This window comes from Pseudomonas sp. MF6751 (genome assembly GCF_016613265.1).
Lineage (GTDB): Bacteria > Pseudomonadota > Gammaproteobacteria > Pseudomonadales > Pseudomonadaceae > Aquipseudomonas > Aquipseudomonas fluorescens_BV.
The window spans coordinates 117,632-142,366 of record NZ_JAENSV010000013.1 but is presented as its reverse complement, the minus strand read 5'-3'; the positions used below and the strand labels follow the sequence as shown (position 1 = coordinate 142,366).

17 protein-coding genes and 4 tRNA genes are annotated in these 24,735 nt (G+C 59.6%); 12 read left to right on the top strand and 9 right to left on the bottom strand.

Annotated elements, in window-relative coordinates; all coding sequences use genetic code 11:
- Positions 1–177 precede the first annotated feature (177 nt).
- The 3 genes from preA to hydA form a co-directional block, all read right to left on the bottom strand.
- The gene (gene preA, locus JJD66_RS13695; protein ID WP_034127958.1) at positions 178–1,452 is read right to left on the bottom strand and encodes an NAD-dependent dihydropyrimidine dehydrogenase subunit PreA; all 1,275 of its coding nucleotides are present in this window, start codon (positions 1,450–1,452) and stop codon (positions 178–180) included.
- Positions 1,452–2,819 (bottom strand): NAD(P)-dependent oxidoreductase, encoded by a 1,368-nt coding sequence (locus JJD66_RS13690; protein ID WP_054898264.1) that lies wholly within the window; start codon positions 2,817–2,819, stop codon positions 1,452–1,454. The genes preA and JJD66_RS13690 overlap by 1 nt, the downstream gene beginning before the upstream one ends.
- Before the next feature lie 135 nt (positions 2,820–2,954).
- Positions 2,955–4,394 (bottom strand): dihydropyrimidinase, encoded by a 1,440-nt coding sequence (hydA, locus tag JJD66_RS13685; protein ID WP_060765159.1) that lies wholly within the window; start codon positions 4,392–4,394, stop codon positions 2,955–2,957.
- Positions 4,395–4,986: 592 nt separating this feature from the next.
- Between hydA and JJD66_RS13680 the strand changes: the two genes are divergently transcribed.
- A complete protein-coding gene (locus JJD66_RS13680) occupies positions 4,987–6,474 on the top strand; it encodes an NCS1 family nucleobase:cation symporter-1 (protein WP_200648376.1) in 1,488 nt (495 codons plus the stop codon).
- A gap of 145 nt (positions 6,475–6,619) precedes the next feature.
- On the top strand, positions 6,620–7,903 hold the full coding sequence (locus JJD66_RS13675; protein WP_200648375.1) for a Zn-dependent hydrolase: 1,284 nt from the start codon (positions 6,620–6,622) through the stop codon (positions 7,901–7,903).
- 46 nt (positions 7,904–7,949) lie between these two features.
- Here JJD66_RS13675 and JJD66_RS13670 read toward each other — a convergent pair whose 3' ends face one another.
- The 3 genes from JJD66_RS13670 to JJD66_RS13660 are packed head-to-tail and all read right to left on the bottom strand — an operon-like array spanning position 7,950 to position 13,729.
- Positions 7,950–9,365 carry an efflux transporter outer membrane subunit gene (locus JJD66_RS13670; protein ID WP_200648374.1) on the bottom strand — a complete coding sequence of 472 codons (1,416 nt, stop codon included), beginning with the start codon at positions 9,363–9,365 and terminating at the stop codon, positions 7,950–7,952.
- Positions 9,349–10,518 carry an efflux RND transporter periplasmic adaptor subunit gene (locus JJD66_RS13665; protein WP_200648373.1) on the bottom strand — a complete coding sequence of 390 codons (1,170 nt, stop codon included), beginning with the start codon at positions 10,516–10,518 and terminating at the stop codon, positions 9,349–9,351. Before JJD66_RS13665 ends, JJD66_RS13670 begins: the two co-directional genes overlap by 17 nt.
- Complete coding sequence (locus JJD66_RS13660) at positions 10,508–13,729, bottom strand: efflux RND transporter permease subunit (RefSeq protein ID WP_200648372.1); 3,222 nt, start codon at positions 13,727–13,729, stop codon at positions 10,508–10,510. Before JJD66_RS13660 ends, JJD66_RS13665 begins: the two co-directional genes overlap by 11 nt.
- A 206-nt stretch (positions 13,730–13,935) precedes the next feature.
- Here JJD66_RS13660 and JJD66_RS13655 point away from each other — a divergent pair, with 206 nt between their 5' ends.
- The gene (locus JJD66_RS13655) at positions 13,936–14,346 is read left to right on the top strand and encodes a PA0061/PA0062 family lipoprotein (RefSeq protein WP_034127951.1); all 411 of its coding nucleotides are present in this window, start codon (positions 13,936–13,938) and stop codon (positions 14,344–14,346) included.
- Here the strand turns inward: JJD66_RS13655 and JJD66_RS13650 are convergent.
- Positions 14,343–14,504, bottom strand: coding sequence for a hypothetical protein (locus tag JJD66_RS13650; protein ID WP_200648371.1), 162 nt, complete (start codon positions 14,502–14,504; stop codon positions 14,343–14,345). The genes JJD66_RS13655 and JJD66_RS13650 overlap by 4 nt on opposite strands.
- A gap of 212 nt (positions 14,505–14,716) precedes the next feature.
- On the opposite strand from JJD66_RS13650, the gene JJD66_RS13645 reads away from it, so the two are divergent.
- The gene (locus tag JJD66_RS13645; protein WP_127880778.1) at positions 14,717–15,382 is read left to right on the top strand and encodes a peptidase C39 family protein; all 666 of its coding nucleotides are present in this window, start codon (positions 14,717–14,719) and stop codon (positions 15,380–15,382) included.
- Between the two features lie 52 nt (positions 15,383–15,434).
- Here the strand turns inward: JJD66_RS13645 and pbpG are convergent, their stop codons facing one another.
- Positions 15,435–16,358 (bottom strand): D-alanyl-D-alanine endopeptidase, encoded by a 924-nt coding sequence (gene pbpG, locus JJD66_RS13640; RefSeq protein ID WP_054898262.1) that lies wholly within the window; start codon positions 16,356–16,358, stop codon positions 15,435–15,437.
- Between the two features lie 206 nt (positions 16,359–16,564).
- The gene (gene folD / locus JJD66_RS13635; protein ID WP_105227220.1) at positions 16,565–17,419 is read right to left on the bottom strand and encodes a bifunctional methylenetetrahydrofolate dehydrogenase/methenyltetrahydrofolate cyclohydrolase FolD; all 855 of its coding nucleotides are present in this window, start codon (positions 17,417–17,419) and stop codon (positions 16,565–16,567) included.
- 275 nt (positions 17,420–17,694) lie between these two features.
- Between folD and JJD66_RS13630 the strand changes: the two genes are divergently transcribed.
- The 8 genes from JJD66_RS13630 to lon all read left to right on the top strand — a co-directional run bounded on the left by JJD66_RS13630 (position 17,695) and on the right by lon (position 24,594).
- A tRNA-Arg gene (locus tag JJD66_RS13630) sits at positions 17,695–17,771 on the top strand.
- Positions 17,772–17,803: 32 nt separating this feature from the next.
- Positions 17,804–17,879 (top strand) — tRNA-His (locus JJD66_RS13625).
- A 57-nt stretch (positions 17,880–17,936) separates the two neighbouring features.
- Positions 17,937–18,021, top strand: a tRNA-Leu gene (locus JJD66_RS13620).
- 77 nt (positions 18,022–18,098) lie between these two features.
- Positions 18,099–18,174, top strand: a tRNA-His gene (locus JJD66_RS13615).
- Between the two features lie 401 nt (positions 18,175–18,575).
- A complete protein-coding gene (gene tig, locus JJD66_RS13610; RefSeq protein WP_054917375.1) occupies positions 18,576–19,886 on the top strand; it encodes a trigger factor in 1,311 nt (436 codons plus the stop codon).
- A gap of 91 nt (positions 19,887–19,977) precedes the next feature.
- Complete coding sequence (clpP, locus tag JJD66_RS13605; RefSeq protein WP_003192255.1) at positions 19,978–20,613, top strand: ATP-dependent Clp endopeptidase proteolytic subunit ClpP; 636 nt, start codon at positions 19,978–19,980, stop codon at positions 20,611–20,613.
- A gap of 112 nt (positions 20,614–20,725) precedes the next feature.
- The gene (clpX, locus tag JJD66_RS13600) at positions 20,726–22,009 is read left to right on the top strand and encodes an ATP-dependent Clp protease ATP-binding subunit ClpX (protein WP_003192254.1); all 1,284 of its coding nucleotides are present in this window, start codon (positions 20,726–20,728) and stop codon (positions 22,007–22,009) included.
- Positions 22,010–22,197: 188 nt separating this feature from the next.
- A complete protein-coding gene (lon, locus tag JJD66_RS13595) occupies positions 22,198–24,594 on the top strand; it encodes an endopeptidase La (RefSeq protein WP_200648370.1) in 2,397 nt (798 codons plus the stop codon).
- The last annotated feature ends 141 nt before the right edge of the window (positions 24,595–24,735 follow it).

The following is a 24,735-nucleotide window of genomic DNA, read 5'->3' as shown; positions in this document are numbered from 1 at the left end:
TTTTCGAAAGTGAGCCGCCGTCAGGGCGGAACCCTAAGTGGCCGTTACCGCAGGAATGGATATGTACACGGTCCAACTGTGTTGACTGTCAGGCCGTCTTCGCAGGCAAGCCAGCTCCCACATTGGAACGCATTCCAACTGTGGGAGCTGGCTTGCCTGCGATAGCGAACTAAAGGGTTACACCGCTTCCCGGTAAGGATTGCGCGGGTCCTGCGTCCAGTTCAAAAACGGCTTGCCGGTATCGATCGGCACCATCTCGATGCAGTCGGCCACCGGGCAAGTGATCTGGCACAGGTTGCAGCCAACGCACTCATCGTCGATCACCTCATACAGATGCGTGCCATCGGCCTGCTTCAAGCTGGCAATGGCCTGGTGCGAGGTGTCCTCGCAGGCAATATGGCAACGACCACAGCCAATGCACGCCTCTTGGTCTATCTTGGCGATGACCTGATAGTTGATGTCCAGGTACTTCCAATCCGTGGTGTTGCCCACCGCCCGCCCGGAAAACGCCTGCAGGTTGGCATGGCCTTGGCTGTCCATCCAGCGCGACAAGCCATCCTTCATTTCTTCAACGATGCGAAACCCATGCAGCATCGCCGCCGTGCACACCTGCACCGCGCCGCAGCCCAGAGCGACGAATTCCGCGGCGTCGCGCCAGGTGCCGATACCGCCGATGCCGCAGATCGGCAGGCCGTTGGTCTGTGGGTCACGGGCGATTTCGGCGACCATGTTCAGTGCAATCGGCTTGACCGCCGAGCCGCAATAACCGCCATGGGTGCTCTGGGTACCGACCACCGGCAGCGCGACCATGCGCTCCAGGTCCACGCTGGTGATGGAGTTGATGGTGTTGATCAGCGACACCGCATCGGCGCCGCCGCGATAGGCCGCCCGCGCCGCCACGCGGATGTCGGTGATGTTCGGCGTGAGCTTGACGATCACCGGCAGCGAACAATACGTCTTGCACCAGCGCGTCACTTGCTCCACGTACTCCGGCACCTGGCCGACGGCAGCGCCCATGCCCCGTTCGGGCATGCCGTGAGGGCAGCCGAAGTTCAGCTCGATGCCGTCGCAGCCGGTAGCCTCCACCAAGGGCAGGATGTTTTTCCAGGACGCTTCGACACAAGGCACCATGAGCGAGACGATCAGTGCGCGGTCCGGCCAGTCCTTTTTCACCTGGGTGATTTCCCGCAGGTTGATCTCCAGGGAACGGTCGGTGATCAGTTCGATATTGTTGATGCCCAGCACTTCGCGGTTGGCGCCATAGTGCGCGGAGTAACGCGACGACACGTTCACCGCCGCCGGATCTTCCCCCAGGGTTTTCCACACGACGCCACCCCAGCCGGCCTCGAAGGCGCGCACCACGTTGTAGGCTTTGTCGGTGGGCGGCGCGGAGGCCAGCCAGAACGGATTGGGCGCTTTGATACCGGCGAATACAATCGAGAGATCGGCCATTACGCAGCCTCCACAGTCAGCATGAGTTGGGCATGCATGGCTTCGGCGGCCCGCTTGCCATGTTGTACCGCCTGAACGGTGAGGTCCTGGCCGAGGCTGACGCAATCGCCGCCGGCATACACCCCTGGGATGCTGGTGCGCAGTTGCTCATCGACGAAGATGCGCTCGCCGACGCGATGCAGTTGCTGGGCCAGCGGATCGTGCAGGGCGTCGTTGTCGAAGCCTTGCCCGATCGCCTTGAAGATCGCGTCGGCGGCCAGTTCGAAGGTTTCCCCGGTAGGCAGCAGGCGACCGTTTTCCAGGCGGGTGCGGGCAAAGCGCATGCCGCGTACGCGGCCTTGGTCATCGAGCAGGACCTCGTCGGGTTGGGCCCAGGTCAACAGCCGTACTTGATTGGCCTTGGCGATGTCCTGTTCGTGGTGGGTTGCGCCCATGTCGGCCAGGCCACGGCGGTATACCAGGTTGACATCGCGGGCACCGAGGCGGGCCATCTGCACGGCCATGTCGATGGCGGTGTTGCCGGCGCCGAGCACGATGCAGCGGTCGGCCAGGGGCAGTTGGCTGAGGTCATCGGCCTGGCGCAGTTCGCGGATATAGTCGGTGGCGGCGAGCAGGCCGGGGGCGTCCTCAAAGGGCAGGCCCAGTTGTTTGCTGGCAGCGAGACCCAGGCCGAGGAACACCGAATCGAATTGCTGGTGCAGTTCGCTCAAGGTCAGGTTGTCGCCCAGGCGCTGGCCGTGGCGAACCTCGATGCCGCCAATCTGCAGGAGGAAATCCAGTTCCTTCTGGGCGAAGTCGTCCACCAGTTTGTATTTGGCGATTCCGTATTCATTCAGTCCGCCGGCTTTTTCCCGCGCTTCGAAAATCACCACGTCATGACCGTGCAAGGCGGCGCGGTGAGCGCAGGCCAAACCGGCAGGCCCGGCACCGACCACGGCGATGCGCTTGCCAGTGGGCGCGGCGCGTTGGAACGGGTGTTCGCTGAAGTGCGCGTTGTCGATGGCATAGCGTTGCAACAGGCCGATCAGCACGGGGGCGCATTCTTCGGCGTTATTGCGTACGCACGCTTGCTGGCAAAGGATTTCCGTCGGACACACCCGTGCGCAACTGCCACCGAGGATGTTGGCCGAGAGGATCTTCTGCGCGGCCCCTTGCACGTTCTCGGTGTGGATATTGCGGATGAACGAAGGGATGTCGATCTCGCTGGGGCACGCATTCACACAAGGCGCGTCGTAGCAGTACAGGCAGCGCGAGGCTTCCAGTTGGGCCTGGCGGGCGTTGAGGGGCGGTGCCAGGTCGGTGAACTGGCTGGCGAGGGTGGCCCCGTCTTCGCGGGGGTGGGGGAGGTGGGTCAGGGTCTGGATCACGGTGTTGGCCTCACGGTTCTGTGCCTCTGCCGGGCACTGGTTATTTGTGGCCTGGGCTGGCCTCATCGCAGGCAAGCCAGCTCCCACATTTGAATGTGTTCACAGGTCGAAAATGGGGGGCTCCCCAAAGCGGTCTCAGCGGTTCACGGCCACTGGCTTGCAAAGCGCTGCCCGCTTGCTCAACTGCTCGAACACCGAGGGATACGCCGGCCGCTGCACATACCGCCCGGCCCCTCGCTCGGCGCGCAGGTCACCATCGGCCCACACCAGCTTGCCCTGGCTGATGGTGTGGCTGGGCACGCCGCGCACGGTCTTGCCTTCGAAAATGTTGAAGTCCACCTGCTGATGGTGGGTCTTGGCGGAAATGGTCCGCGTGCCCTCGGGGTCCCATAGCACCAGGTCGGCATCGGCGCCTACGCGTATCGCGCCTTTGCGTGGGTAGAGGTTGAAGATCTTCGCGGTGTTGGTGGAGGTGAGCGCGACAAATTCCTGCATCGACAAACGCCCGGTATTGACGCCTTCGTGCCACAGCAGCGCCATGCGGTCTTCAATGCCGGCGGTACCGTTGGGGATCTTGCTGAAGTCGTCACGCCCGGCGGCTTTTTGCTCGGCGCAGAAACAGCAGTGGTCGGTGGCGGTGGTGTGCAGGTTGCCCGCTTGCAGGCCGTGCCACAGCGCCTCTTGGTGCCCGCGTGGGCGGAATGGCGGGCTCATCACATAGCCGGCGGCGGTCTGCCAGTCGGGGTGTTGGTACACGCTGTCATCGAGCAACAGGTGGCCGGCGAGCACTTCACCGTACACCGCCTGGCCCTTGCCCCGGGCATAGGTGATTTCATCCAGGGCTTCCTTCGTCGACACATGCACCAGGTACAGCGGCGTGCCGATGGTCTCGGCAATCCGGATGGCACGGCTGGCCGCTTCGCCTTCCACCTGGGACGGGCGCGACAGCGGATGGGCTTCCGGCCCGGTGATGCCCTGGGCCATCAGCTTGCGTTGCAGGTGGTACACCAGCTCGCCATTTTCGGCATGCACCGTGGGCACCGCGCCGAGTTCCAGGCAGCGTTCGAAACTGGCGACCAAGGTGTCATCGGCAGCCATGATCGCGTTCTTGTAGGCCATGAAATGCTTGAAGCTGTTGATGCCGTGATGGCTGACCAGCTCGGCCATTTCCTCGCGTACCTGCTCGCTCCACCAAGTGATCGCTACATGAAACCCGTAGTCGGCGGCAGACTTTTCGGCCCAGCCGCGCCACTGGTGGAAAGCTTCCATCAGCGATTGCTGTGGGTTGGGAATCACGAAGTCGATGATCGACGTGGTACCACCGGCCAAGCCTGCCGCCGTGCCACTGAAAAAGTCTTCACTGGCCACGGTGCCCATGAAGGGCAGTTGCATATGGGTATGGGGGTCAATGCCGCCTGGCATCAAGTATTGGCCGCTGCCATCGAGTATTTCGCAGCCTGTGGGAATATCCAGATTCGTGCCAATGGCGCGAATTAGACCCTCTGCGCATAACACATCGGCGCGGTAACTTTCATCATGGGTAATAACGGTGGCGCCACGGATCAACAGCGACATGTCGAGTTCCTCACAGGCTTGACCGGCTTGTGCCAGTTCTAAGTTTTGTAATACTGCGTACCGAGGGTCGGTTAATTCCTGTCATCGGTGACAGGAATAGAAACTAGCCCGAGTTTTTCGAATGAGCAAGAAGATTTTAATCAAACCTTTAAAGTTTTTATCTAGTTGATTTATAAGATAAAAATACTATTTTCACCAAAATGAAGCACGCCCACCCTGTTTTGACGCACTTGACAGGTTCTTGATCTGATCAATATTTCTTATTGCAAATCAGGCGCTTGAGATATGCCGCTTGACGGCGTCGAGAAATAAAAATAATTGTGATGCACCAGTTTGAGACCTGCAGGTTCTGGCAACTTGCGTATTGTTTAGCCTGACGCGTGCGGCAAGTAGCGTAGGCTCAATTGGAAAGCTGATAAACATCAGCAAGTTATACAAGCGGTGCGGGTTCAGAGGCGGTTGTCGGCACGGTTATTGAGTGCACGGGCAGTTGGCCGGAACCCTGGATGTCATGTTGTTGATGCGGTACTCCGGCCACCTGAACCTAGCGTGCAGGTGAGCAACAATAATTTAAAAAAACCGTGGAGCGGCCATGCAACAGAACAGATCGCAAGTCATCGAGCGCAACGGCCTGTACGAACTCGACGCCGGCCCCGACGTCCTCGACAGCCCTCGCTACAACCACGACATGGCGCCTACCAAAGTGCACGAGCGCACCTGGAACAAATGGCACATCACTGCGCTGTGGGTCGGCATGTCGATCTGCGTGCCCACCTACACGCTGGGTGGGGTGCTCACGGCGTATTTCGGGCTGTCGGTGGGGGAGGCGCTGATGGCGATCCTGCTGGCCAATATCGTGGTGTTGATCCCGCTGACCCTCAACGCGTTTCCCGGCACCAAGTACGGCATTCCGTTTCCGGTGCTGTTGCGTTCGTCCTTTGGCATCCTCGGCTCCAACGTACCGTGTCTGATCCGCGCGCTGGTGGCCTGCGGCTGGTTTGGTATCCAGACGATGTTCGGCGGGCTGGCGATCCACCTGTTCCTGGGCTCGATTTTCGACGGCTGGAAAGCCCTCGGAGGTACCGGTGAGGTGATCGGTTTCATGCTGTTCTGGTGCTTGAACCTGTGGGTGGTGCTGCGTGGCGCCGAGTCGATCAAGCGTCTGGAAACCTTGTCGGCGCCGCTGTTGGTCGCCGTAGGAGTTGGTCTGCTGGTATGGGCGATGCCGAACGTGTCCCTCAGCGAGCTGATGGCTATTCCACCCAAGCGCCCCGAAGGCGCCAGCCTCACCGGTTACTTCATGGCGGGGCTTACGGCGATGGTGGGCTTCTGGGCCACCTTGTCACTGAACATTCCCGACTTCAGCCGCTACGCCAAGAGCCAGAAAGACCAGATTCTGGGGCAGATCTTCGGCTTGCCGCTGACCATGTTCCTGTTCGCCGCCCTCGGCGTGGTCATGACCGCCGCCTCGGTGAAACTAGTGGGGGTGAGCGTCTCCGATCCGGTGAGCCTGATTGGTCATATCCAGAGCCCGGTGTGGGTGGCCATCGCCATGGCGCTGATCATCGTCGCCACCTTGTCCACCAACACTGCGGCGAACATCGTCTCACCCACCAACGACTTCCAGAACATCGCGCCCAAGCTGATCAACCGCACCACGGCGGTGATCCTCACCGGCCTGGTAGGGCTGGCGTTGATGGCCCATGAACTGCTGAAAAAACTCGGGCTGATTGTCTCGGACGTCAGCCTGGAAACCGTGTACTCCAATTGGTTACTGGGCTATTCAAGCCTGCTGGGGCCGATTGCCGGGATCATGGTGGTGGACTATTTCATCACCCGCAGACAACAGTTGGACCTGGCCGGCCTATACCGCGACGACGTGTACCCGGCCTGGAACTGGAGCGGCTTTATCGCCTTTGGCGTACCGGTGGTGCTGACGCTGCTGTCGCTGGGCAGCGACGCGTTCAGCTGGTTTTACAGCTATGGCTGGTTCACCGGCTCGGCGTTGGGCGGGGTGTTGTATTACGGGCTCAATGCCAAGCGCGCTAGCACTCCACTCACCGCCAAATCCCCGTTGTAAACACGGTCCAGGTGGGAGCTGGCTTGCCTGCGATAGCGGACTATCAGTTAAAGCCGTGTCGCCTGACACACCGCTATCGCAGGCAAGCCAGCTCCCACACTTGACCGCGTTAATTCATAAGAACCTGTAGCCTGAGGAGACCCCCATGAACGCTGCCCTCGACGTTCTGCAATCGACCCATCAGCACATCAACCGCGACCGTCTGTGGCAGTCGCTGATGGACCTGGCCAAACTCGGCGCCACCCCCAAAGGCGGAGTGTGTCGCCTGGCCCTTACCGACCTCGACCGCAAGGCTCGCGATCTCTTCGTGCAGTGGTGTGAAGCGGCGGGTTGCACCGTGACCATCGACGGCATCGGCAATATCTTTGCGCGCCGTCCCGGTCGCAATCCCGATCTGCCACCGGTGATGACCGGCAGCCATATCGACACCCAGCCCACCGGCGGCAAGTTCGACGGTTGCTTCGGCGTGCTGGCCGGTGTGGAAGTGCTGCGCACCCTCAACGATCTGAATGTGGAAACCGAGGCGCCGCTGGAAGTGGTGGTGTGGACCAACGAAGAAGGCTCGCGTTTCCCGCCGTGCATGATGGGCTCAGGGGTGTTTGCCGAGAAGTTCAGCCTGGCCGATACCCTGGCCAAGGTCGATACGGACGGCATCAGCGTGGGGGATGCGTTGAACGCGATTGGTTATGCCGGAACACGGTCGGTCAGCGGGCATAAGGTCGGCGCGTATTTCGAGGCCCATATCGAACAAGGGCCGATTCTGGAGGATGAACAAAAAACCATCGGCGTGGTGCTCGGCGCCCTCGGGCAAAAGTGGTTTGACTTGAAGCTGCGCGGTGTTGAAGCCCATGCCGGCCCTACACCCATGCACTTGCGCAAGGATGCCCTGGTAGGCGCGGCAGCCGTGGTGGCCGCCGTGAACGCTGCGGCATTGGCGCACCAGCCCCATGCATGCGGCACGGTGGGGTGCCTGCAAGCGTATCCGGGATCGCGCAACGTGATTCCCGGTGAGGTGCGCATGACCCTGGATTTTCGTCACTTGGAACCGGCACGGCTGGACTCGATGATTGCCCAGGTGCGTCAGGTGATCGAGGACACCTGCGCCAAACATGGCTTGAGTTTCGACATGCAGCCCACGGCGGACTTTCCGCCGCTGTACTTCGACAAAGGCTGTGTGGAGGCGGTGCGCGATGCCGCCAATGGCTTGGGCTTGTCGAACATGGACATCGTCAGCGGGGCAGGGCACGACGCGATCTTCGTGGCTGAGCTGGGCCCGGCGGGGATGATCTTTGTACCGTGTGAAGGCGGCATCAGCCACAACGAAATCGAAAATGCCGCGCCGGATGACTTGGCGGCAGGGTGTGCGGTGTTGTTGCGCGCCATGGTAGCCGCTTCAGCAGCCATCGCCAGCGGCAAGTTAGCCGCCTGAACTGATCGTTCCCAGGCTCCGCGTGGGAACGATCATTAGCAGGCTATTAACCCGGCTGCCAGCCGCCGCCGAGTGCGGTCAAAAGTCCCACGCTCGCCTGCAACTGCCGGGTCTGCACCGCCTGCAACGTTCTCTGTGCCTGCAACGCGGCGGTTTGGGCGGTGACCACGTCCAGGTAACTCACCGCCCCGGCCTGATAGCTGTTCATCGCCAAGGCCTGGGTATGTTGCGCCGCCTCTGCGGCCGCTTGCTCGTCCTCGGCTTGCTGCTGCAAATCCCGCAGTTGTGCGAGGTTATCTTCCACCTCGCGCACGGCTTTCAATACGTGGCTACGGTACTGTGCCGAGGCTTCCTCGAATTCGGCCTTGGCCTGGCGCTCGTTGGCGCTCAAGCGTCCGCCATCGAAGATCGGCAGGTTCATCAGCGGCCCCAGTGCCCAATACCGGTTGCCGGCGGACAGCAGGTTGCCAACGCCTTGGGTCTGCCCGCCCAGCACACCGGTCAAACTGAAATCCGGGAACCACGCCGCCTTGGCCACGCCGATCGTTGCGTTGGCCGCAAACACACGACGTTCAGCTGCGGCAATGTCTGGACGACGCTGCAGCAAGTGGCTGGGCAACTGCGCCGGAATGCCTGGCAACGCCATTAACTGCGGGCTGGGCGGCAATGAAAAATCACTGGCCGTCACGCCCACCAATTCGCCGATGGCATGCTCGGCGAGGTTGCGCTGGCCACGCACTTCGTCCAGCTGCGCCCTGGCTTCGGCCAGTTGGTTTTGCGCGCGGGTCAGGTCCAGTTCGGACGCAATCTGGCCTTCATAACGGCTGCGGGTCAGTTGCAACGCTTGGCTGAAGTCCTGCAACGACGTGTTGAGGATTCGGCCCTGTGCATCCAGCCCATTGAGCTGCACATAAAGGCTCGCCAACTGCTGTTGCAGGCTCAGGCGCACCACCGCCAGATCATCAAAGGACGCTTGCGCCTGGGCATCGCCCGCAGCGACCTGGTTGCGGATTCTGCCCCACAGATCGAGGTCGTAACCCAGGGAGAACCCAGCGGTATCGCTGTTGTACACCGACGGCTGTGTAGTGCCGCGTAGCGGTCGTGAATCCGATTGACGTTGGCGCAGCGGTTGCGCGCTGGCGGTGATTTGCGGGAAAAGGCCCGCGTGCAGTTGACTGGCGTAGGCCTGGGACGCATCGAAATGCGCCAGCGCCGCGGCCAGGTCCGGGTTGGCCTTGAGCAGTTGCTGTTGCAGCGCGTTCAGGCGCGAATCGTTGTAAAGCTGCCACCACTGGGGCGCCAGTTGATCCGACGGTTGCGCGCTGTGCCAGGGGCCATCGCTGGTTTGTTCGCGGTAGTGGGCGGGCAGGTCAATCGACGGCACCGTATAGGTGGGCGCCATCGAGCAACCCTGCAACGCCAGTACCATCAGTGCCGCCAGCGGCTTAAGCCTTGGGCGCATGCGCACCTCCCGAGGCGTCGGCCAGTTGCACCGGGTCGCCTTCGCGCAGGGCGTCGGGCGGGTTGTCGATGATGCGGTCAGCAGGCTTCAGGCCTTGGTCGATCACCAGGCGCTCGCCGAGGTCCAGGCCAATATGAATGTCTTGCAGGTGCACATGGTTGCGACCGTCCAGTACCGCAACCTGGGTGCCCTGGGCGCGGAAGATCAAGGCGCTGGCCGGGATGCTCACGCCATGGGTATCGGCCGGAATCGGCAGGGTGACTTCGGCGTAATCGCCTGGCAGCAGTTCGCCGTTGGGGTTGTCGGCAACGAACTGGGCGAGCAGGGTGCCAGAGCGGCGGTCGATGGCAGTGGAGTCACCGATCAGGCGTGCCTTGAAGTGCTCACCGGGGTGCTCAGGGACGGTCAGTTCGGCCTCAAGGCCCATATGAATGACCGCTGCATAGTTCTGCGGCACCGGCACGTACAAGCGCAATTGGTGGGTGTCGGCAATGTTGAACAGTTCCGGATCGCTGGCGTTATCGGCCTTGATCAACTGGCCGATGTCCGTGTTGCGGGCGGTGATGGTGCCAGCGAATGGCGCTCGAAGGGTCTTGTAGCTTTCCAGGGCGCACAGTCGTGCGTAGTCCGCTGCCGCGGCTTCGGTGTTGGCCTTGGCGGCTGCAGCGTTGGAGGTTTTCTCATCGGCGTCCTGGCGCGATACCGAATGGCTGGCCAGCAGGTTTTGCCAGCGGGTCGCCGTGGTGGCTGCCAGGCGTGCATTGGCTTGTTGCTGGATCAGGCGGGCATGGGCCTGGGCCAGTTGTTGGTCGAGGTCTGGGCTGTCGATCTCGGCGAGGATTTGCCCGGCCTTGACCTGGGCACCGATGTCGACTTTCCAGTCCTTCAAGTAGCCGCTGACCCGCGCATGGATCGCCGCTTTGCTCCATGCGTCCAGGTGGGCGGGCAGGCGCAGGGTGTCACCGCCGGCGTTTGGCTTGGGTTGGAACACCATTACCTGCGGGACGGCGGCGGCTTCGGTCCAGGCGGTGACCGACTGCTCGTGCAGCGTACGCGCGTGCAGGCCGCTGGCGACTAACAGGGCAGCCAACGTCAGGCCACCGACACCCAGGAGCATCAGACGCTTGCGCGAGGGTTTTTGATCAGGCGACATGGGGCGTTTCTCCAGCAGTTGCGCGAGTAGGATGACGACCGTGGACCAGGCTGAAGACCACGGGAACAAACAACAAAGTGGCGATGGTGGCGAAGACCAGGCCACCGATGACCGCCCGGCCGAGCGGGGCGTTCTGCTCCTCGGAAATGGCCAGGGGCAGCATGCCGATGATCATTGCCAGGGCAGTCATGCACACCGGGCGAAAGCGCGTATAGCCGGCTTCCAGCGCGGCTTTCAACGCATCGCCATGTTCGGCCAGGCGCTCACGGCAGAAGCTCACCACCAGGATCGAGTTGGCGGTGGCCACGCCCATGCACAAGATGGCGCCGGTGAGTGCCGGGACCGATAACGATGTGCTGCTGAGGAACAGCATCCACACGATGCCCGCCAATGCTGCCGGTAACGCCGTGATGATCACAAAGGGGTCGGCCCATGACTGGAAGTTGACCACGATCAGCAAGTAGATCAGCACCACCGCGCCGAGCAGTCCGAAGCTCAAACCACTGAACGCCTCATGCAGCGCATCGATCTGCCCGTGCAGGCTGATGGTCGCGCCTTTGGGGCGCATGGACGCAGTGTCATCCAGCACCTTTTGCACATCACGGGCAACGCCGCCCAGATCGCGGCCTTGCACGTTGGCGTACAGGTCCAGGGTAGGCTCGATGTTGTAGTGGGTCACAACGGCAGGGCTCTGGACGCGGGAGATGGTTGCCACGCCGCCGAGAATTTGCGCCTGCCCATCGGCACCGGTCACTGGCAGCGCTTCCAGGGACGGCAGGCTGTCGAGGCGGTATTGCGGGGTGGCGGCGACGATGGAGTAAGACACGCCGTTGGCCGGGTTGAGCCAGAAGGTCGGCGAGGTTTGCGAGCTGCCGGCGAGGGAGGCGACCATGCTGTTGGTGACGTCACGCTCGGTGATGCCCAGGCCATTGGCGCGCATACGGTCCACGTTTACTTGCAGTGAGGGGTAGCCGGTGGACTGCTGGATCCGCAGGTCGGCAATCCCCGGTACATGTTGCAAGCGCCGTTCAAGCTCGACGGCATAGGCGCGGTTTTCCGCGTCATTGCGCCCGGAGATTTTGACGTCCAGAGGGGCGGGAGCGCCGAAGTTGAGGATCTGGCTGCTGATGTCGGCGGGCAGGAACGCAAAGTGGCTGCCGGGGAAACTTTGCGGCAGGGCTTCACGCAGTTTTTTCACATAGTCGGCGGTGGGCGCGTGGTGCGTTTTCAAGCTGACTTGAATATCGCCATCCTGCGGGCCGATGGTGCCGCTGCTGCTGTAGGCCATGTCGATGCCGCTGAGCGGAATGCCAATATTGTCGACGATGGTGTCCAGTTCTTCGGCGGGGATGACCTCGCGGATCCGTGCTTCGATGCGATCGAACGCCGCGGCGCTTTCTTCGATGCGCGTGCCCAGTGGCAAGCGCACATGCAGGGCCAAGGCACCCGCATCGGTGGCCGGGAAAAAGTCCTGGCCCAGGCTCGGCAACAGCAGGAACGACGCGAGTACGCAGGCCAGGAACCCGACAATGAAGCGCTTGCGTGCGCCCAGCGCCAGCGTCAGCAGGCCATGGTAGGTGTCGCGGATAGTGGAAAAGTGCCGTTCGAATCCCTGTTGAAAATTCAGCACCGATTGCAGCAACGCATTGCGCGGCCTCAAGTGCTGTTCACCCTCGTGGTGATTGATGAATGCATCTTCCGGATGATGCCCCGCGCCTGCCTCCGGCCTATGTGGTTTGAGCAAATACATCGCCAGCGTCGGCACCAGGGTACGCGAGAGAATGAACGAACTGGCCATGGCAAAGATCACCGCCAGCGCCATTGGCCGGAACAGGTAACCGGCGATGCCTTGCAGCAAAAACATCGGTACGAACACGATGCAGATGCACAACAGCGAGACGAACGCCGGGCCGACGATTTGCGCGGCGCCGTCGAGAATCGCGGCCTTCACCGCCTTGCCTTGCTCCAGGTGCCAGTTGATGTTTTCGATGGTCACCGTGGCGTCGTCCACCAGGATGCCCACCGCCAACGCCAGCCCGCCCAACGTCATCACGTTGAGGGTTTGCCCGCTGACGGCCAACAGCGCGATGGCCGACAGCACTGCCAGGGGAATCGACGCGGCGATGATCAAGGTCGAGCGCCAACTGCCGAGAAACAGCAGAATCATCGCACTGGTGAGCAGTGCGGCAATGATGCCTTCCTGGGCCACGCTGCCCACCGACTGCTTGACGAACACCGAGGCATCGCCCAGCAGCGAGGTTTTCAGCGACGGTGGCAAGGTTTCGTTGATGCGCGGCAGCATCTGCCGGATACCGTCGATGATCGAAAGCGTGGAAATGCTGCCGTTTTTCAGCGCCGGCATCAGCACGGCGCGATGGCCGTCGACCCGCACGATATTGGTTTGCGGTGGTGAACCGTCGCGCACATGGGCCACTTGGCCGATGGTGATCAGCGCACCGTCGACGGTCTTGATCGGCAAGTCGTTGAGCTCATCAATCGCCTTGGGGCTGTTGTTGAGCAGGATCGTGTATTCGTTGGGGCCGAGCTTGGCGGTGCCCACCGGGATGATCTGGTTCTGCAGCGCCAGGGCGTTGCCCACGTCCTGGGCCGACAAGCCTTTGGCGGCCAGGGCTTGAGGGTCGAGGTCGAGGGTGATCTGCCGTTGCTTGCCACCCATTGGCGTGGGCATGGCCAGGCCGGGCAGGGCGCTCAAGGGCAGGCGGACATTGTTCTGCACCAGATCGCGAATTTTGGCTTCCGACAGGCTGGGGCTGGAGAACGCCATTTGCAGGATCGGCACCGTGGAGGCGCTGTAATTGAGGATCAGCGGCGGGGTGATGCCCGGTGGCATTTGCTTGAGCACGGTTTGTGACACCGCCGTGACCTGGGCATTGGCGGTACGGATATCGACGCCAGGCTGGAAGAAGATCTTGACGATGCCCATGCCGGGCAACGATTGCGACTCGATATGTTCGATGTCGTTGACGGTGGTGCTCAGGGAGCGTTCGTAGGTGTAGATCACCCGGCCGGCCATGGCGTCCGGAGACAGGCCGTTGTACTGCCACACCACGGCGACCACCGGAATGCCGATATCGGGAAAAACATCCGTGGGCGTACGCAGGGCCGCCATCGGCCCGATGATGCAGATGAATATAGCCAGCACGATGAAGGTGTACGGCTTGTGCAGTGCGGTCTTTACCAGCCCGAGCATGCGTGAGTCTCCGAGAAGAGCAGGATTGCAAACCCCGGCAGTCTTGACCGACCCACCTAACACGCACCTTTCAGCCAGGTGAAGGAAGTTTTAGTCAAGGGCTGAAGATACTTTCATAGGGATTCATTTGTTCCAGGAAGGGCGGCTCATCAAGCTTGTCAGCCATCGGATACGAGCTTTTCATTCATGCCCTTTGGAGCCCTGTCATGTCACTCAAACCACTGTTGTTAGTTCCCGTCCTTGGCTTTGTCTGTTTACTGTCGGCCTGCGCCGGCCCGATCCCCAAGGCGGACCCCAGCGAAGCCTGGATCGGCTTGCAGGAAGAAGCGCCGAATGACCTGATGGCCGAGCGTGTCGATGGCAAGCGGGTGGACGATGGGCGCTATTTTGAGGTGACCCCGGGGGACCATCGCCTGGACGTGACTTTATTTGAAGACGAGCCGGGTGATGACAACCAGCAGGACTGCCAGGGCCGCATCGAGTACAAGCATTTCAAGGCAGGTGAGCACTACACCCTGGTGGAGTCGAGCCTGGGCACCACGGTGCGCGCGTCCCTTGAGGACGGCCACGGCAAGGAAATTGCCGCGACCCAGGACTTCAATTGCATGCCTGGCTAGGCGTGATGCGCCGTCGCCTTGTGCGGTTTTGCGGGTGCAGCAGGTTTGACGTGGGGGTGATGATGCCGGCGCGTCACGCGCATGACTCCCCACAGCATGGCGGCGGCGACGGCCAGCCAACCACAGATCAACAGGAAAATCGTTGTCGCAAGGCTCATTCGGGCCTCCTTTCGCCCACTTGGGGCACACACAGTCTTCTCAATGGACAGTCTAGTCAGCTGGCGGTTGCCTGCTATTGACCAATGGTCGAGTCGGTCCAACTTCTTTGCTCTATCAGCGCCGCTTTACTGAGCCAGTGGGCTATACCGGCGGGGCGGGGCGCCCTATGATCGGAGGCCTTTACCGGCAGTTGATCAAGAGAGTGAAAAAATTGCGCTTACGGTCGAACCTTAAAACCTCCTTGCTGCTCGCCGCTGCCCTTGGGCTGGCGGCCTGTGCCAGCAGCACACCATCGAAACTGCCAGGCTTGCCGGAGCGCGTTGAACTCACTGGCGTGCCGACCTTTCGCAGCGAGGCTTATCAGAGCGGTCCTACGGCACTTGCCAGCATGCTGTCGCAACAAGGCATTGTCATGACACCGGGTTTGCTTGATAAACCGCTGCACCTGCCCGGAGCCGAGGCGGACCTTGAGCGCAACATGCAAGTGCTGGCACGTGAATACGGGCTGATGGTGTATCCACTGGAGGCCAAGCTGACCGCCGTGCTGGCGCAGGTGGCGGCGGGTTACCCAGTGATGGCGCGGATCAACGCCAGTTATTGGTCCGGGGCGCGCTATGTCGTGGTGGTGGGGTTCAACCAACAGAAGAGTACGGTGCTGTTGCGCTCTGGCAACGAGCGCCGGCTGATCATGAGCTTCAGCGACTTCGAGTCGGCGTGGGCGAGCGCGGGCCATTGGGCCATTCTGACCCAGCGCCCGAGCCAGTTGCCGGCCAATGTGGACGTGCAGCGCTGGCGCGATGCGGCCAATGCCACGGCGCAGGCGGGGCAGGAGCAAGCGGCGGCCCAAGCGCTCAAGGTGTTGGCAGAGAAGAAGTGAAGCTCAAATAATGTGGAAGCGGGCTTGCTCGCCCCCACACTAAAATCGTTGCTTATCGACGTACTTCCGTAGCGGTCGCTCGGTTCTTGAGGTTTTTATCGGCCTTGTAACGCAGCGCTACATCCGGCACTGCGCCGCCTTTGCCGGTCTCGACCCAGCTACGAATACGGCTGGCATCGGCAAAATGGGTGAACTTGCCAAAGGCATCCAGGATCACCAGCGACACCGGGCGATTGCCCATGCTCGTCACCAACACCAGGCAATGGCCGGCCTGGTTGGTGAAGCCGGTCTTGGTCAGCTTGATATCCCAGTTGGCGCGGTTGATCAGATGGTCGGTGTTGGAGAAGCCCAAGGTGTAATTAGGCTTGCGGAACGACACGGTCTTTTCCTTGGTGGTGCTCAACTGGCTCAGCATCGGAAACTTGCGCGCATAGGCCAGCAGCTTGCTCAGGTCGCGAGCGGTCGACACGTTATGGATCGACAGGCCGGTGGGCTCCACGTAGTGGGTGCTGGTCATGCCCAGGGATTTGGCCTTGGCGTTCATCGCGGCAATGAAGGCCGCATAACCACCTGGATAGTGGTGGGCGAGGCTGGCGGCGGCGCGGTTTTCCGAAGACATCAGCGCGATCAGCAGCATTTCCTTACGTGGCATCTGGCTGCCGATCTTCACCCGGGAGAACACGCCTTTCATCTCGGGCGTGTCGGTGATGTTGATGTCGATGTACTCGTCCATATTCTGCTTGGCTTCGAGGACGATCAGGCCAGTCATCAGCTTGCTCACCGAGGCGATAGGTACCACCACGTCAGGGTTGCTGGAATAAATGACTTTATTGGTCTGCAAGTCGACCAGCATGGCGCTGCCGGAGGCGATCTGCAGCTTGGAGGCGTCACGCGGGGCCAGGGTGGATTCGGCAGCGTGGGCGAAGGTGCCTGTTATCGCAAAAAACAGGCTGACAATAGAAAGACGAATTTTCACGCGGATGAACTCGCTAAAAAGTAAGGAAATGCCGTTGTAGAACGGGTCTTAAGACAAATGACGTTACATTTTAGGAGTATGGATGAAGAACTGTCGAATGTTCTTCTAGAACCAGACGAAAGTGCCTAAAAAATAAGAAAAAACGGTTTTTTACGGGCAATAAAAAGCCCTGCGCTAAGGCAGGGCTTTTTCATCACCTCTGGTTATTAACCGTGCAGCGTTTCCGCTGCATATAAGGTGTTTTCCAGCAAGCAGGCCCGGGTCATCGGCCCGACACCGCCAGGGACCGGCGTGATCCAGCCTGCTCGGGGCAGGGCGGTTTCATACACCACGTCGCCCACCAACTTGCCGTCTTCCTGGCGGTTGATACCCACGTCAATAACGATGGCGCCTTCCTTGATCCACTCACCCTTGACCAGGCCCGGCTTGCCGGCGGCGACTACTACCAGGTCGGCACGGCCGACGTGGCCGGCGAGGTCCCTGGTGAAGCGATGGGTGACGGTCACGGTGCAGCCGGCCAGCAGCAGTTCCATGGCCATCGGGCGACCAACGATGTTCGATGCGCCCACCACCACAGCGTCAAGGCCGTACAGGTCGACACCGGTGCTTTCCAGCAGCGTCATGATGCCTTTAGGCGTGCATGGGCGCAGCAGGGGAATGCGTTGAGCCAGGCGGCCGACGTTATAAGGGTGGAAACCGTCGACGTCCTTGTCCGGGCGGATGCGCTCCAGCAGCTTGGAGGCGTCCAGGTGCTCGGGCAGTGGCAGCTGCAGCAGGATGCCGTCCATGTCCGGATCATCGTTGAGGCTGTCAATCAGGTCGGTCAGGGCCTGTTGAGTGGTGTCCGAAGGCAAGTCGTAGGCCTTGGAAATAAAGCCGACCTCTTCACAGTCTTTACGCTTGTGCGAGACATAAACCTGAGAGGCAGGATCGCTGCCGACCAGGATCACCGCGAGGCCAGGCGTGCGCAGGCCTTGCTGGCTGCGCTCGGTGACTCGTTTGGCGATCTGCTGGCGCAGGCTGGCGGCGATTGATTTGCCGTCGATAAGTTGTGCAGTCATTACGCGTGATTAACCATCGAGAGGGGGAAGAAAAGTGCGCGCATTCTCGCATGCCAAGGCGCGAGGGCAAAGGCGCTTGGTCTGCAAATTGCCCTAACCCCTTAAATAAAATCAGTTTTTTTCAAAAAAGATTTGACGGGTTTCCAGGGCATCTATACTATTCGTCGCACTTGTCGGGCACAGCCTAGCACTGGTTAAGAAGGTCGAGCAGAATAGTTGTACTGCAAGGCTGGAAGCACTTAGTTTGTAATCCTCCAAGAGTACAGATTAATAAGGCGCCCGTAGCTCAGCTGGATAGAGCATCCGCCTTCTAAGCGGATGGTCGCAGGTTCGAGTCCTGCCGGGTGCGCCATTAGGCAGCTTTGGCACAAGTAGCGCTATATGGTGGGCGTAGCTCAGTTGGTAGAGCACGGGATTGTGACTCCCGTTGTCGAGGGTTCGATCCCCTTCGTCCACCCCATATTCTGAAAGGCGCCAGATTTAACAGTCTGGCGCCTTTGCTTTAAGAGCTTCAAGCGCGGATGTGGTGGAATTGGTAGACACACTGGATTTAGGTTCCAGCGCCGCGAGGCGTAAGAGTTCGAGTCTCTTCATCCGCACCAATTAAAGCTTTTCCCGGTCGTCAGGCGGGGCAGGGCTCAACAAAGAAGTGGTTTGGTTTCTTTGTTAACGCAATATGGTGGGCGTAGCTCAGTTGGTAGAGCACGGGATTGTGACTCCCGTTGTCGAGGGTTCGATCCCCTTCGTCCACCCCATATTCGAAAGGCGCCAGATTTAACAGTCTGGCGCCTTTTTTGGTTTTGGCGGTTTGAGATTGGGTGGTTGCAGGTGCTGGGCTGCCCCGGCAGGGCGTGTCGTCGTATTTATGTATCTCGATGATGCCGCGTTGCTTGCTCGCCTTGTTCGCAGGGCGGGCCGCCAGGGAGATGAATGGTTGTTCCTTCTATATATAGAGAGGGGCGGCGCAGAGCCCTGGCGCAATTTGGCTGTATTTGTCACCGGGGCGAGGTACTTCAGTGCTTTCGTACCGATAAATTGCCGGCTATTTTTCGCGGTGTTTTCAGTAGGGTGACTTCTTGAGTTTGACCCACTAGAATGCATGCCCTTGATTGGGGTCGGAAATGGCCGGCTAATGTCTGTGCAACGAGGAATATCCATGCAAGTTTCTGTTGAAAATACTACTGCTCTCGAGCGCCGCCTGAGCATCACTGTGCCGGCAGAGCGTATCGAGACTGCGGTCAACAAGCGTCTGCAGCAGACTGCCCAAAAGGCCAAGATCGCTGGTTTCCGTCCAGGCAAAGTGCCTATGAGCGAAATCAAGCGTCGTTTTGGTGCCGATGCGCGCCAGGAAGCTGTAGGTGACGTGATCCAGGCTTCCTTCTACGAAGCCGTTGTCGAGCAGAAGCTGAACCCGGCTGGCTCGCCTTCGATCGAGCCCAAGTCCCTGGAAGCGGGCAAGGACCTGGAATACGTTGCCGTATTCGAAGTGTTCCCGGAATTTGAAGTGGCCGGTTTCGACGGTATCGAAATCGAGCGTCTGAGCGCCGAAGTGGCTGATTCGGACCTGGACAACATGCTGGAAATCCTGCGCAAGCAGAACACTCGTTTCGAAGTGGCCGACCGTGCCGCCCAGAACGAAGACCAACTGAACATCGATTTCGTTGGCAAGGTTGACGGCGAAGTCTTCGCTGGCGGCTCCTCCAAGGGCACTCAGCTGGTGCTGGGTTCCAACCGCATGATCCCTGGTTTCGAAGACGGCCTGGTTGGCGCCAAAGCCGGCGAAGAGCGCGTTCTGAACCTGACTTTCCCTGCTGACTACCAGAACCTGGACCTGGCTGGCAAAGCCGCCGAGTTCACCGTTACCGTCAACAGCGTTTCCGAGCCTAAGCTGCCAGAGCTGAACGAAGAGTTCTTCGCCCAGTTCGGCATCAAGGAAACCGGCATCGAAGGCTTCCGCACCGAAGTTCGCAAGAACATGGAGCGTGAGCTGCGCCAGGCTATCAAGTCCAAGGTCAAGAACCAGGTCATGGATGGTCTGCTGGCCGCCAACCCGATCGAAGTGCCTAAGGCTCTGCTGTCCAACGAAGTGGATCGCCTGCGCGTTCAAGCGGTTCAGCAGTTTGGTGGCAACATCAAGCCTGACCAACTGCCGGCCGAGCTGTTCGAAGAGCAAGCCAAGCGCCGCGTTGTGCTGGGCCTGATCGTGGCCGAAGTGGTCAAGCAGTTCGACCTCAAGCCAGACGAAGACCGCGTTCGCGAAATGATCCAGGAAATGGCTTCGGCCTACCAGGAGCCTGAGCAGGTCGTGGCTTGGTACTACAAGAACGAGCAGCAGATGAACGAAGTACGTTCGGTTGTGCTGGAAGAACAAGTTGTGGATACTGTTCTGCAGAAGGCTAAGGTGACCGATAAAGCGGTCTCTTACGAAGAAGCAGTCAAACCGGCGGAAGCAGCACAAGCCGACTGATTGTCCAACTCGTTGGAAATTCAACCATAAGCCAGCCTCGCGCTGGCTTATGCGTTTTCAAGACATGACTATTTGGGAGTAACTGCAGAGCATGTTCCGTAATTCCTATATTCAGCAGAACTCTGATATCCAGGCCGCAGGCGGCCTGGTCCCGATGGTTGTCGAGCAGTCCGCTCGTGGCGAACGCGCCTACGACATCTACTCGCGCCTGCTCAAGGAGCGAGTGATCTTTCTGGTTGGCCCGGTAGAGGACTACATGGCCAACCTGATTTGTGCGCAATTGCTGTTCCTTGAAGCGGAAAACCCGGACAAGGACATCCATCTCTACATCAACTCACCGGGCGGTTCGGTGACTGCGGGCATGTCGATCTACGACACCATGCAGTTCATCAAGCCAAACGTGTCGACCACCTGTATTGGCCAGGCGTGCAGCATGGGCGCCTTCCTGCTGACCGCGGGTGCCGAAGGCAAGCGTTTCTGCCTGCCGAACTCGCGTGTGATGATTCACCAGCCACTGGGCGGTTTCCAGGGCCAGGCGTCGGACATCGAAATCCACGCCAAGGAAATCCTCTTCATTCGTGAGCGTCTCAACACGCTGATGGCCAAGCACAGCGGGCGCACCCTGGAAGAAATCGAGCGCGATACCAACCGTGACAATTTCATGAGCGCTGAAGCCGCCAAGGAATACGGGTTGATCGACGCAGTGATCGACAAGCGCCCCGCTTAATATAAGCCGCTCAAAATAGGGCTGGTCGGCATGTCCGACCACTGGCGGGCTTGAAAAAGCCCGCATAAGCCTTCATCTTGTGTTGCAAGCCTATCGGATTTGGATCGAACGAATGACTGACACCCGCAACGGCGAGGACAACGGCAAGCTGCTCTATTGCTCCTTCTGTGGCAAAAGCCAGCATGAAGTACGCAAATTGATTGCCGGCCCCTCGGTGTTTATCTGCGACGAATGCGTCGACCTGTGCAATGACATCATCCGTGAGGAGGTGCAGGAAGCCCAGGCCGAGAGCAGTGCGCATAAATTACCTTCGCCTAAAGAAATCAGCGGCATCCTTGACCAGTACGTCATTGGTCAAGAGCGTGCAAAGAAGGTTCTGGCCGTAGCGGTGTACAACCACTACAAGCGCTTGAACCAACGTGACAAGAAAGGTGACGAGGTTGAACTTGGCAAGAGCAACATCTTGCTGATCGGTCCTACAGGCTCGGGTAAAACCCTGCTTGCAGAAACCCTCGCTCGCCTGCTGAACGTTCCGTTCACCATCGCCGACGCCACCACCCTCACCGAGGCTGGCTACGTGGGTGAAGATGTCGAGAACATCATTCAGAAACTGCTGCAGAAGTGCGACTACGACGTAGAGAAGGCCCAGATGGGTATTGTCTACATCGACGAGATCGACAAGATCTCGCGCAAGTCGGACAACCCGTCGATCACCCGGGACGTTTCCGGTGAAGGCGTGCAGCAGGCCCTGTTGAAACTGATCGAAGGCACGGTCGCTTCCGTTCCGCCACAAGGCGGCCGCAAGCACCCGCAGCAGGAATTCCTTCAGGTTGATACGCGCAACATCCTGTTCATTTGTGGCGGTGCGTTCTCCGGTCTGGAGAAGGTGATTCAGCAGCGTTCCACCCGTGGCGGCATTGGTTTCAGTGCGGAAGTGCGTAGCAAGGAAGAAGGCAAGAAGGTGGGCGAGTCCCTGCGTGAAGTCGAGCCTGACGATCTGGTCAAGTTCGGTCTGATCCCGGAATTCGTTGGCCGTCTGCCGGTCCTGGCCACGTTGGACGAGTTGGATGAGGCGGCTTTGATCCAGATCCTCACCGAGCCGAAAAACGCCCTGACCAAGCAATACGGCAAATTGTTCGAGATGGAAGGTGTAGACCTCGAGTTCCGTACTGACGCGCTGAAATCGGTGGCCAAGCGGGCACTGGAGCGCAAGACCGGTGCACGTGGCCTGCGTTCTATTCTCGAGGGCGTGTTGCTCGACACCATGTACGAAATCCCCTCGCAGTCCGAGGTGAGTAAAGTGGTGATCGACGAAAGCGTGATCGAAGGCAAATCCAAGCCACTGTATATCTACGAAAACAGTGAGCCGGCTGCCAAGGCTGCACCCGACGCGTAAGCGTTCAGCAGTTGCGGTACAAGCAAGGGGCCTCTAGGGGCCCCTTGTTTTTTGGGGGCTTTTCTCGGAGCGGTGGTTAAATTCGCGTGTATTCATGCGTTTAACTACTGGCATTGAGCTTGTTTTTTTTGCATGTAACCCCCATCTTGGTTTCAAGCTTATTTTTGAACTGTCATAGAGGCGAAATCATGAAGACAACCATCGAATTGCCTCTCCTGCCGTTGCGTGATGTCGTCGTCTATCCGCACATGGTTATCCCGCTGTTCGTGGGGCGCGAGAAGTCTATCGAAGCCCTCGAGGCCGCGATGACGGGCGACAAGCAAATCCTGCTGTTGGCCCAGAAGAATCCTGCTGATGACGATCCGGGTGAAGATGCCCTGTATCGCGTCGGCACCATTGCCACTGTCCTGCAATTGCTCAAACTGCCCGATGGCACCGTCAAGGTGTTGGTCGAAGGTGAGCAGCGCGGCGCCGTAGAGCGTTTCATGGAAGTGGATGGCCACTTGCGTGCAGAAGTGGCGCTGATCGACGAAGTCGAAGCCCCGGAGCGTGAGTCCGAGGTGTTCGTGCGCAGCCTGCTCTCGCAGTTCGAGCAGTATGTGCAGTTGGGCAAGAAAGTTCCGGCTGAAGTCCTGTCGTCCCTCAACAGCATTGATGAGCCAAGCCGCCTGGTCGACACCATGGCCGCCCACATGGCGCTGAAGATCGAGCAGAAGCAAGACATCCTCGAAATCATCGACCTGTCGGCCCGTGTCGAACACGTGCTGGCGTTGCTGGATGGCGAAATCGACCTGCTACAGGTTGAGAAACGCATCCGTGGCCGTGTGAAGAAGCAGATGGAGCGTAGCCAGCGCGAGTACTATCTGAATGAGCAGATGAAGGCCATTCAGAAAGAACTCGGTGACGGCGAGGAAGGCCACAACGAAATCGAAGAGCTGAAGAAGCGTATCGATGCCGCTGGCCTGCCCAAAGACGCCCTGGCCAAGGCCACCGCGGAGCTGAACAAGCTCAAGCAGATGTCGCCGATGTCGGCCGAAGCCACCGTGGTGCGCTCGTATATCGACTGGTTGGTGCAAGTGCCGTGGAAAGCCCAGACCAAGGTGCGCCTGGACCTGGCCCGTGCTGAAGAGATCCTCGACGCTGACCATTACGGCCTGGAAGAGGTCAAGGAGCGCATCCTTGAGTACCTCGCCGTGCAAAAGCGTGTGAAAAAAATCCGCGGTCCGGTGCTGTGCCTGGTCGGGCCTCCAGGTGTGGGTAAAACATCCCTGGCGGAATCGATTGCCAGCGCGACTAACCGCAAGTTCGTGCGCATGGCCTTGGGTGGCGTGCGTGACGAAGCGGAAATCCGTGGTCATCGCCGTACCTACATCGGTTCGATGCCAGGAAGATTGATTCAAAAGATGACAAAAGTGGGGGTGCGCAACCCGCTGTTCCTGCTCGATGAAATCGACAAAATGGGCAGCGACATGCGTGGCGACCCGGCGTCGGCCTTGCTCGAAGTGCTTGATCCCGAGCAAAACCATAATTTCAACGACCATTACCTGGAAGTCGACTACGACTTGTCTGACGTAATGTTCTTGTGCACCTCCAACTCCATGAACATTCCGCCAGCCTTGCTGGATCGGATGGAGGTGATTCGTCTGCCGGGCTACACCGAAGACGAGAAGATCAACATCGCAGTCAAGTACCTGGCGCCCAAGCAGATTTCGGCCAACGGCCTGAAGAAGGGCGAGATCGAATTCGAGGTCGAGGCGATCCGTGACATCGTGCGCTACTACACCCGCGAGGCCGGTGTACGGGGCCTTGAGCGCCAGATCGCGAAGATCTGCCGCAAGGCGGTGAAGGAGCACGCGCTGGAAAAACGCTTCTCTGTGAAGGTAGTTGCCGATTCCCTGGAACACTTCCTGGGCGTGAAGAAATTCCGCTACGGCCTGGCCGAGCAACAGGATCAGGTCGGCCAGGTGACTGGTTTGGCGTGGACCCAGGTCGGTGGCGAATTGCTCACCATCGAAGCTGCGGTGATTCCGGGCAAAGGCCAATTGATCAAGACCGGCTCCCTGGGTGACGTGATGGTCGAATCCATTACCGCCGCGCAGACCGTGGTGCGCAGCCGCGCCCGCAGCCTGGGCATCCCGCTGGACTTCCACGAGAAGCACGACACCCATATCCACATGCCGGAAGGGGCGACCCCCAAAGACGGCCCTAGCGCTGGCGTAGGCATGTGCACGGCGCTGGTATCAGCGTTGACCGGCATTCCTGTGCGTGCCGATGTGGCGATGACCGGGGAAATTACCCTGCGTGGTCAGGTATTGGCGATCGGTGGTCTGAAAGAGAAATTACTCGCTGCGCACCGGGGTGGAATCAAGACCGTGATCATTCCTGAAGAGAATGTTCGCGACTTGAAGGAAATTCCTGACAATATCAAGCAGGATCTTCAGATTAAACCGGTTAAATGGATTGACGAGGTCCTGCAAATTGCGCTGCAATACGCGCCGGAGCCCTTGCCGGATGTGGCCCCGGAGATAGTCGCGAAGGACGAAAAACGCGAGTCCGATTCCAAGGAAAGAATTAGCACGCATTAATGTGTTGGAGCCTGGGGGGCTTCCTTGACAGCTTTTTAGAGCCCTTGTTATAAAGCGGCTCTTAAGTGTCTGTAGGCCATTCAGCACTGGTTTTGCTTTTTACCAAAAAACTTAGAATCATACTCAATAGATATATAAGGG

What these genes read in the sequence shown, in the direction of transcription:
- JJD66_RS13680 (WP_200648376.1), top strand. Translation starts at nt 4,987, where the DNA reads ATGCAACAGAACAGATCGCAAGTCATCGAGCGCAACGGCCTGTACGAA.
- lon (WP_200648370.1), top strand. Translation starts at nt 22,198, where the DNA reads ATGAAGACAACCATCGAATTGCCTCTCCTGCCGTTGCGTGATGTCGTC.
- JJD66_RS13670 (WP_200648374.1), bottom strand. Translation starts at nt 9,365, where the DNA reads ATGCGCCCAAGGCTTAAGCCGCTGGCGGCACTGATGGTACTGGCGTTG.
- folD (WP_105227220.1), bottom strand. Translation starts at nt 17,419, where the DNA reads ATGACTGCACAACTTATCGACGGCAAATCAATCGCCGCCAGCCTGCGC.
- JJD66_RS13660 (WP_200648372.1), bottom strand. Translation starts at nt 13,729, where the DNA reads ATGCTCGGGCTGGTAAAGACCGCACTGCACAAGCCGTACACCTTCATC.
- JJD66_RS13665 (WP_200648373.1), bottom strand. Translation starts at nt 10,518, where the DNA reads ATGTCGCCTGATCAAAAACCCTCGCGCAAGCGTCTGATGCTCCTGGGT.
- JJD66_RS13650 (WP_200648371.1), bottom strand. Translation starts at nt 14,504, where the DNA reads ATGAGCCTTGCGACAACGATTTTCCTGTTGATCTGTGGTTGGCTGGCC.
- JJD66_RS13675 (WP_200648375.1), top strand. Translation starts at nt 6,620, where the DNA reads ATGAACGCTGCCCTCGACGTTCTGCAATCGACCCATCAGCACATCAAC.
- preA (WP_034127958.1), bottom strand. Translation starts at nt 1,452, where the DNA reads ATGGCCGATCTCTCGATTGTATTCGCCGGTATCAAAGCGCCCAATCCG.
- clpX (WP_003192254.1), top strand. Translation starts at nt 20,726, where the DNA reads ATGACTGACACCCGCAACGGCGAGGACAACGGCAAGCTGCTCTATTGC.
- JJD66_RS13655 (WP_034127951.1), top strand. Translation starts at nt 13,936, where the DNA reads ATGTCACTCAAACCACTGTTGTTAGTTCCCGTCCTTGGCTTTGTCTGT.
- tig (WP_054917375.1), top strand. Translation starts at nt 18,576, where the DNA reads ATGCAAGTTTCTGTTGAAAATACTACTGCTCTCGAGCGCCGCCTGAGC.
- hydA (WP_060765159.1), bottom strand. Translation starts at nt 4,394, where the DNA reads ATGTCGCTGTTGATCCGTGGCGCCACCGTTATTACCCATGATGAAAGT.
- clpP (WP_003192255.1), top strand. Translation starts at nt 19,978, where the DNA reads ATGTTCCGTAATTCCTATATTCAGCAGAACTCTGATATCCAGGCCGCA.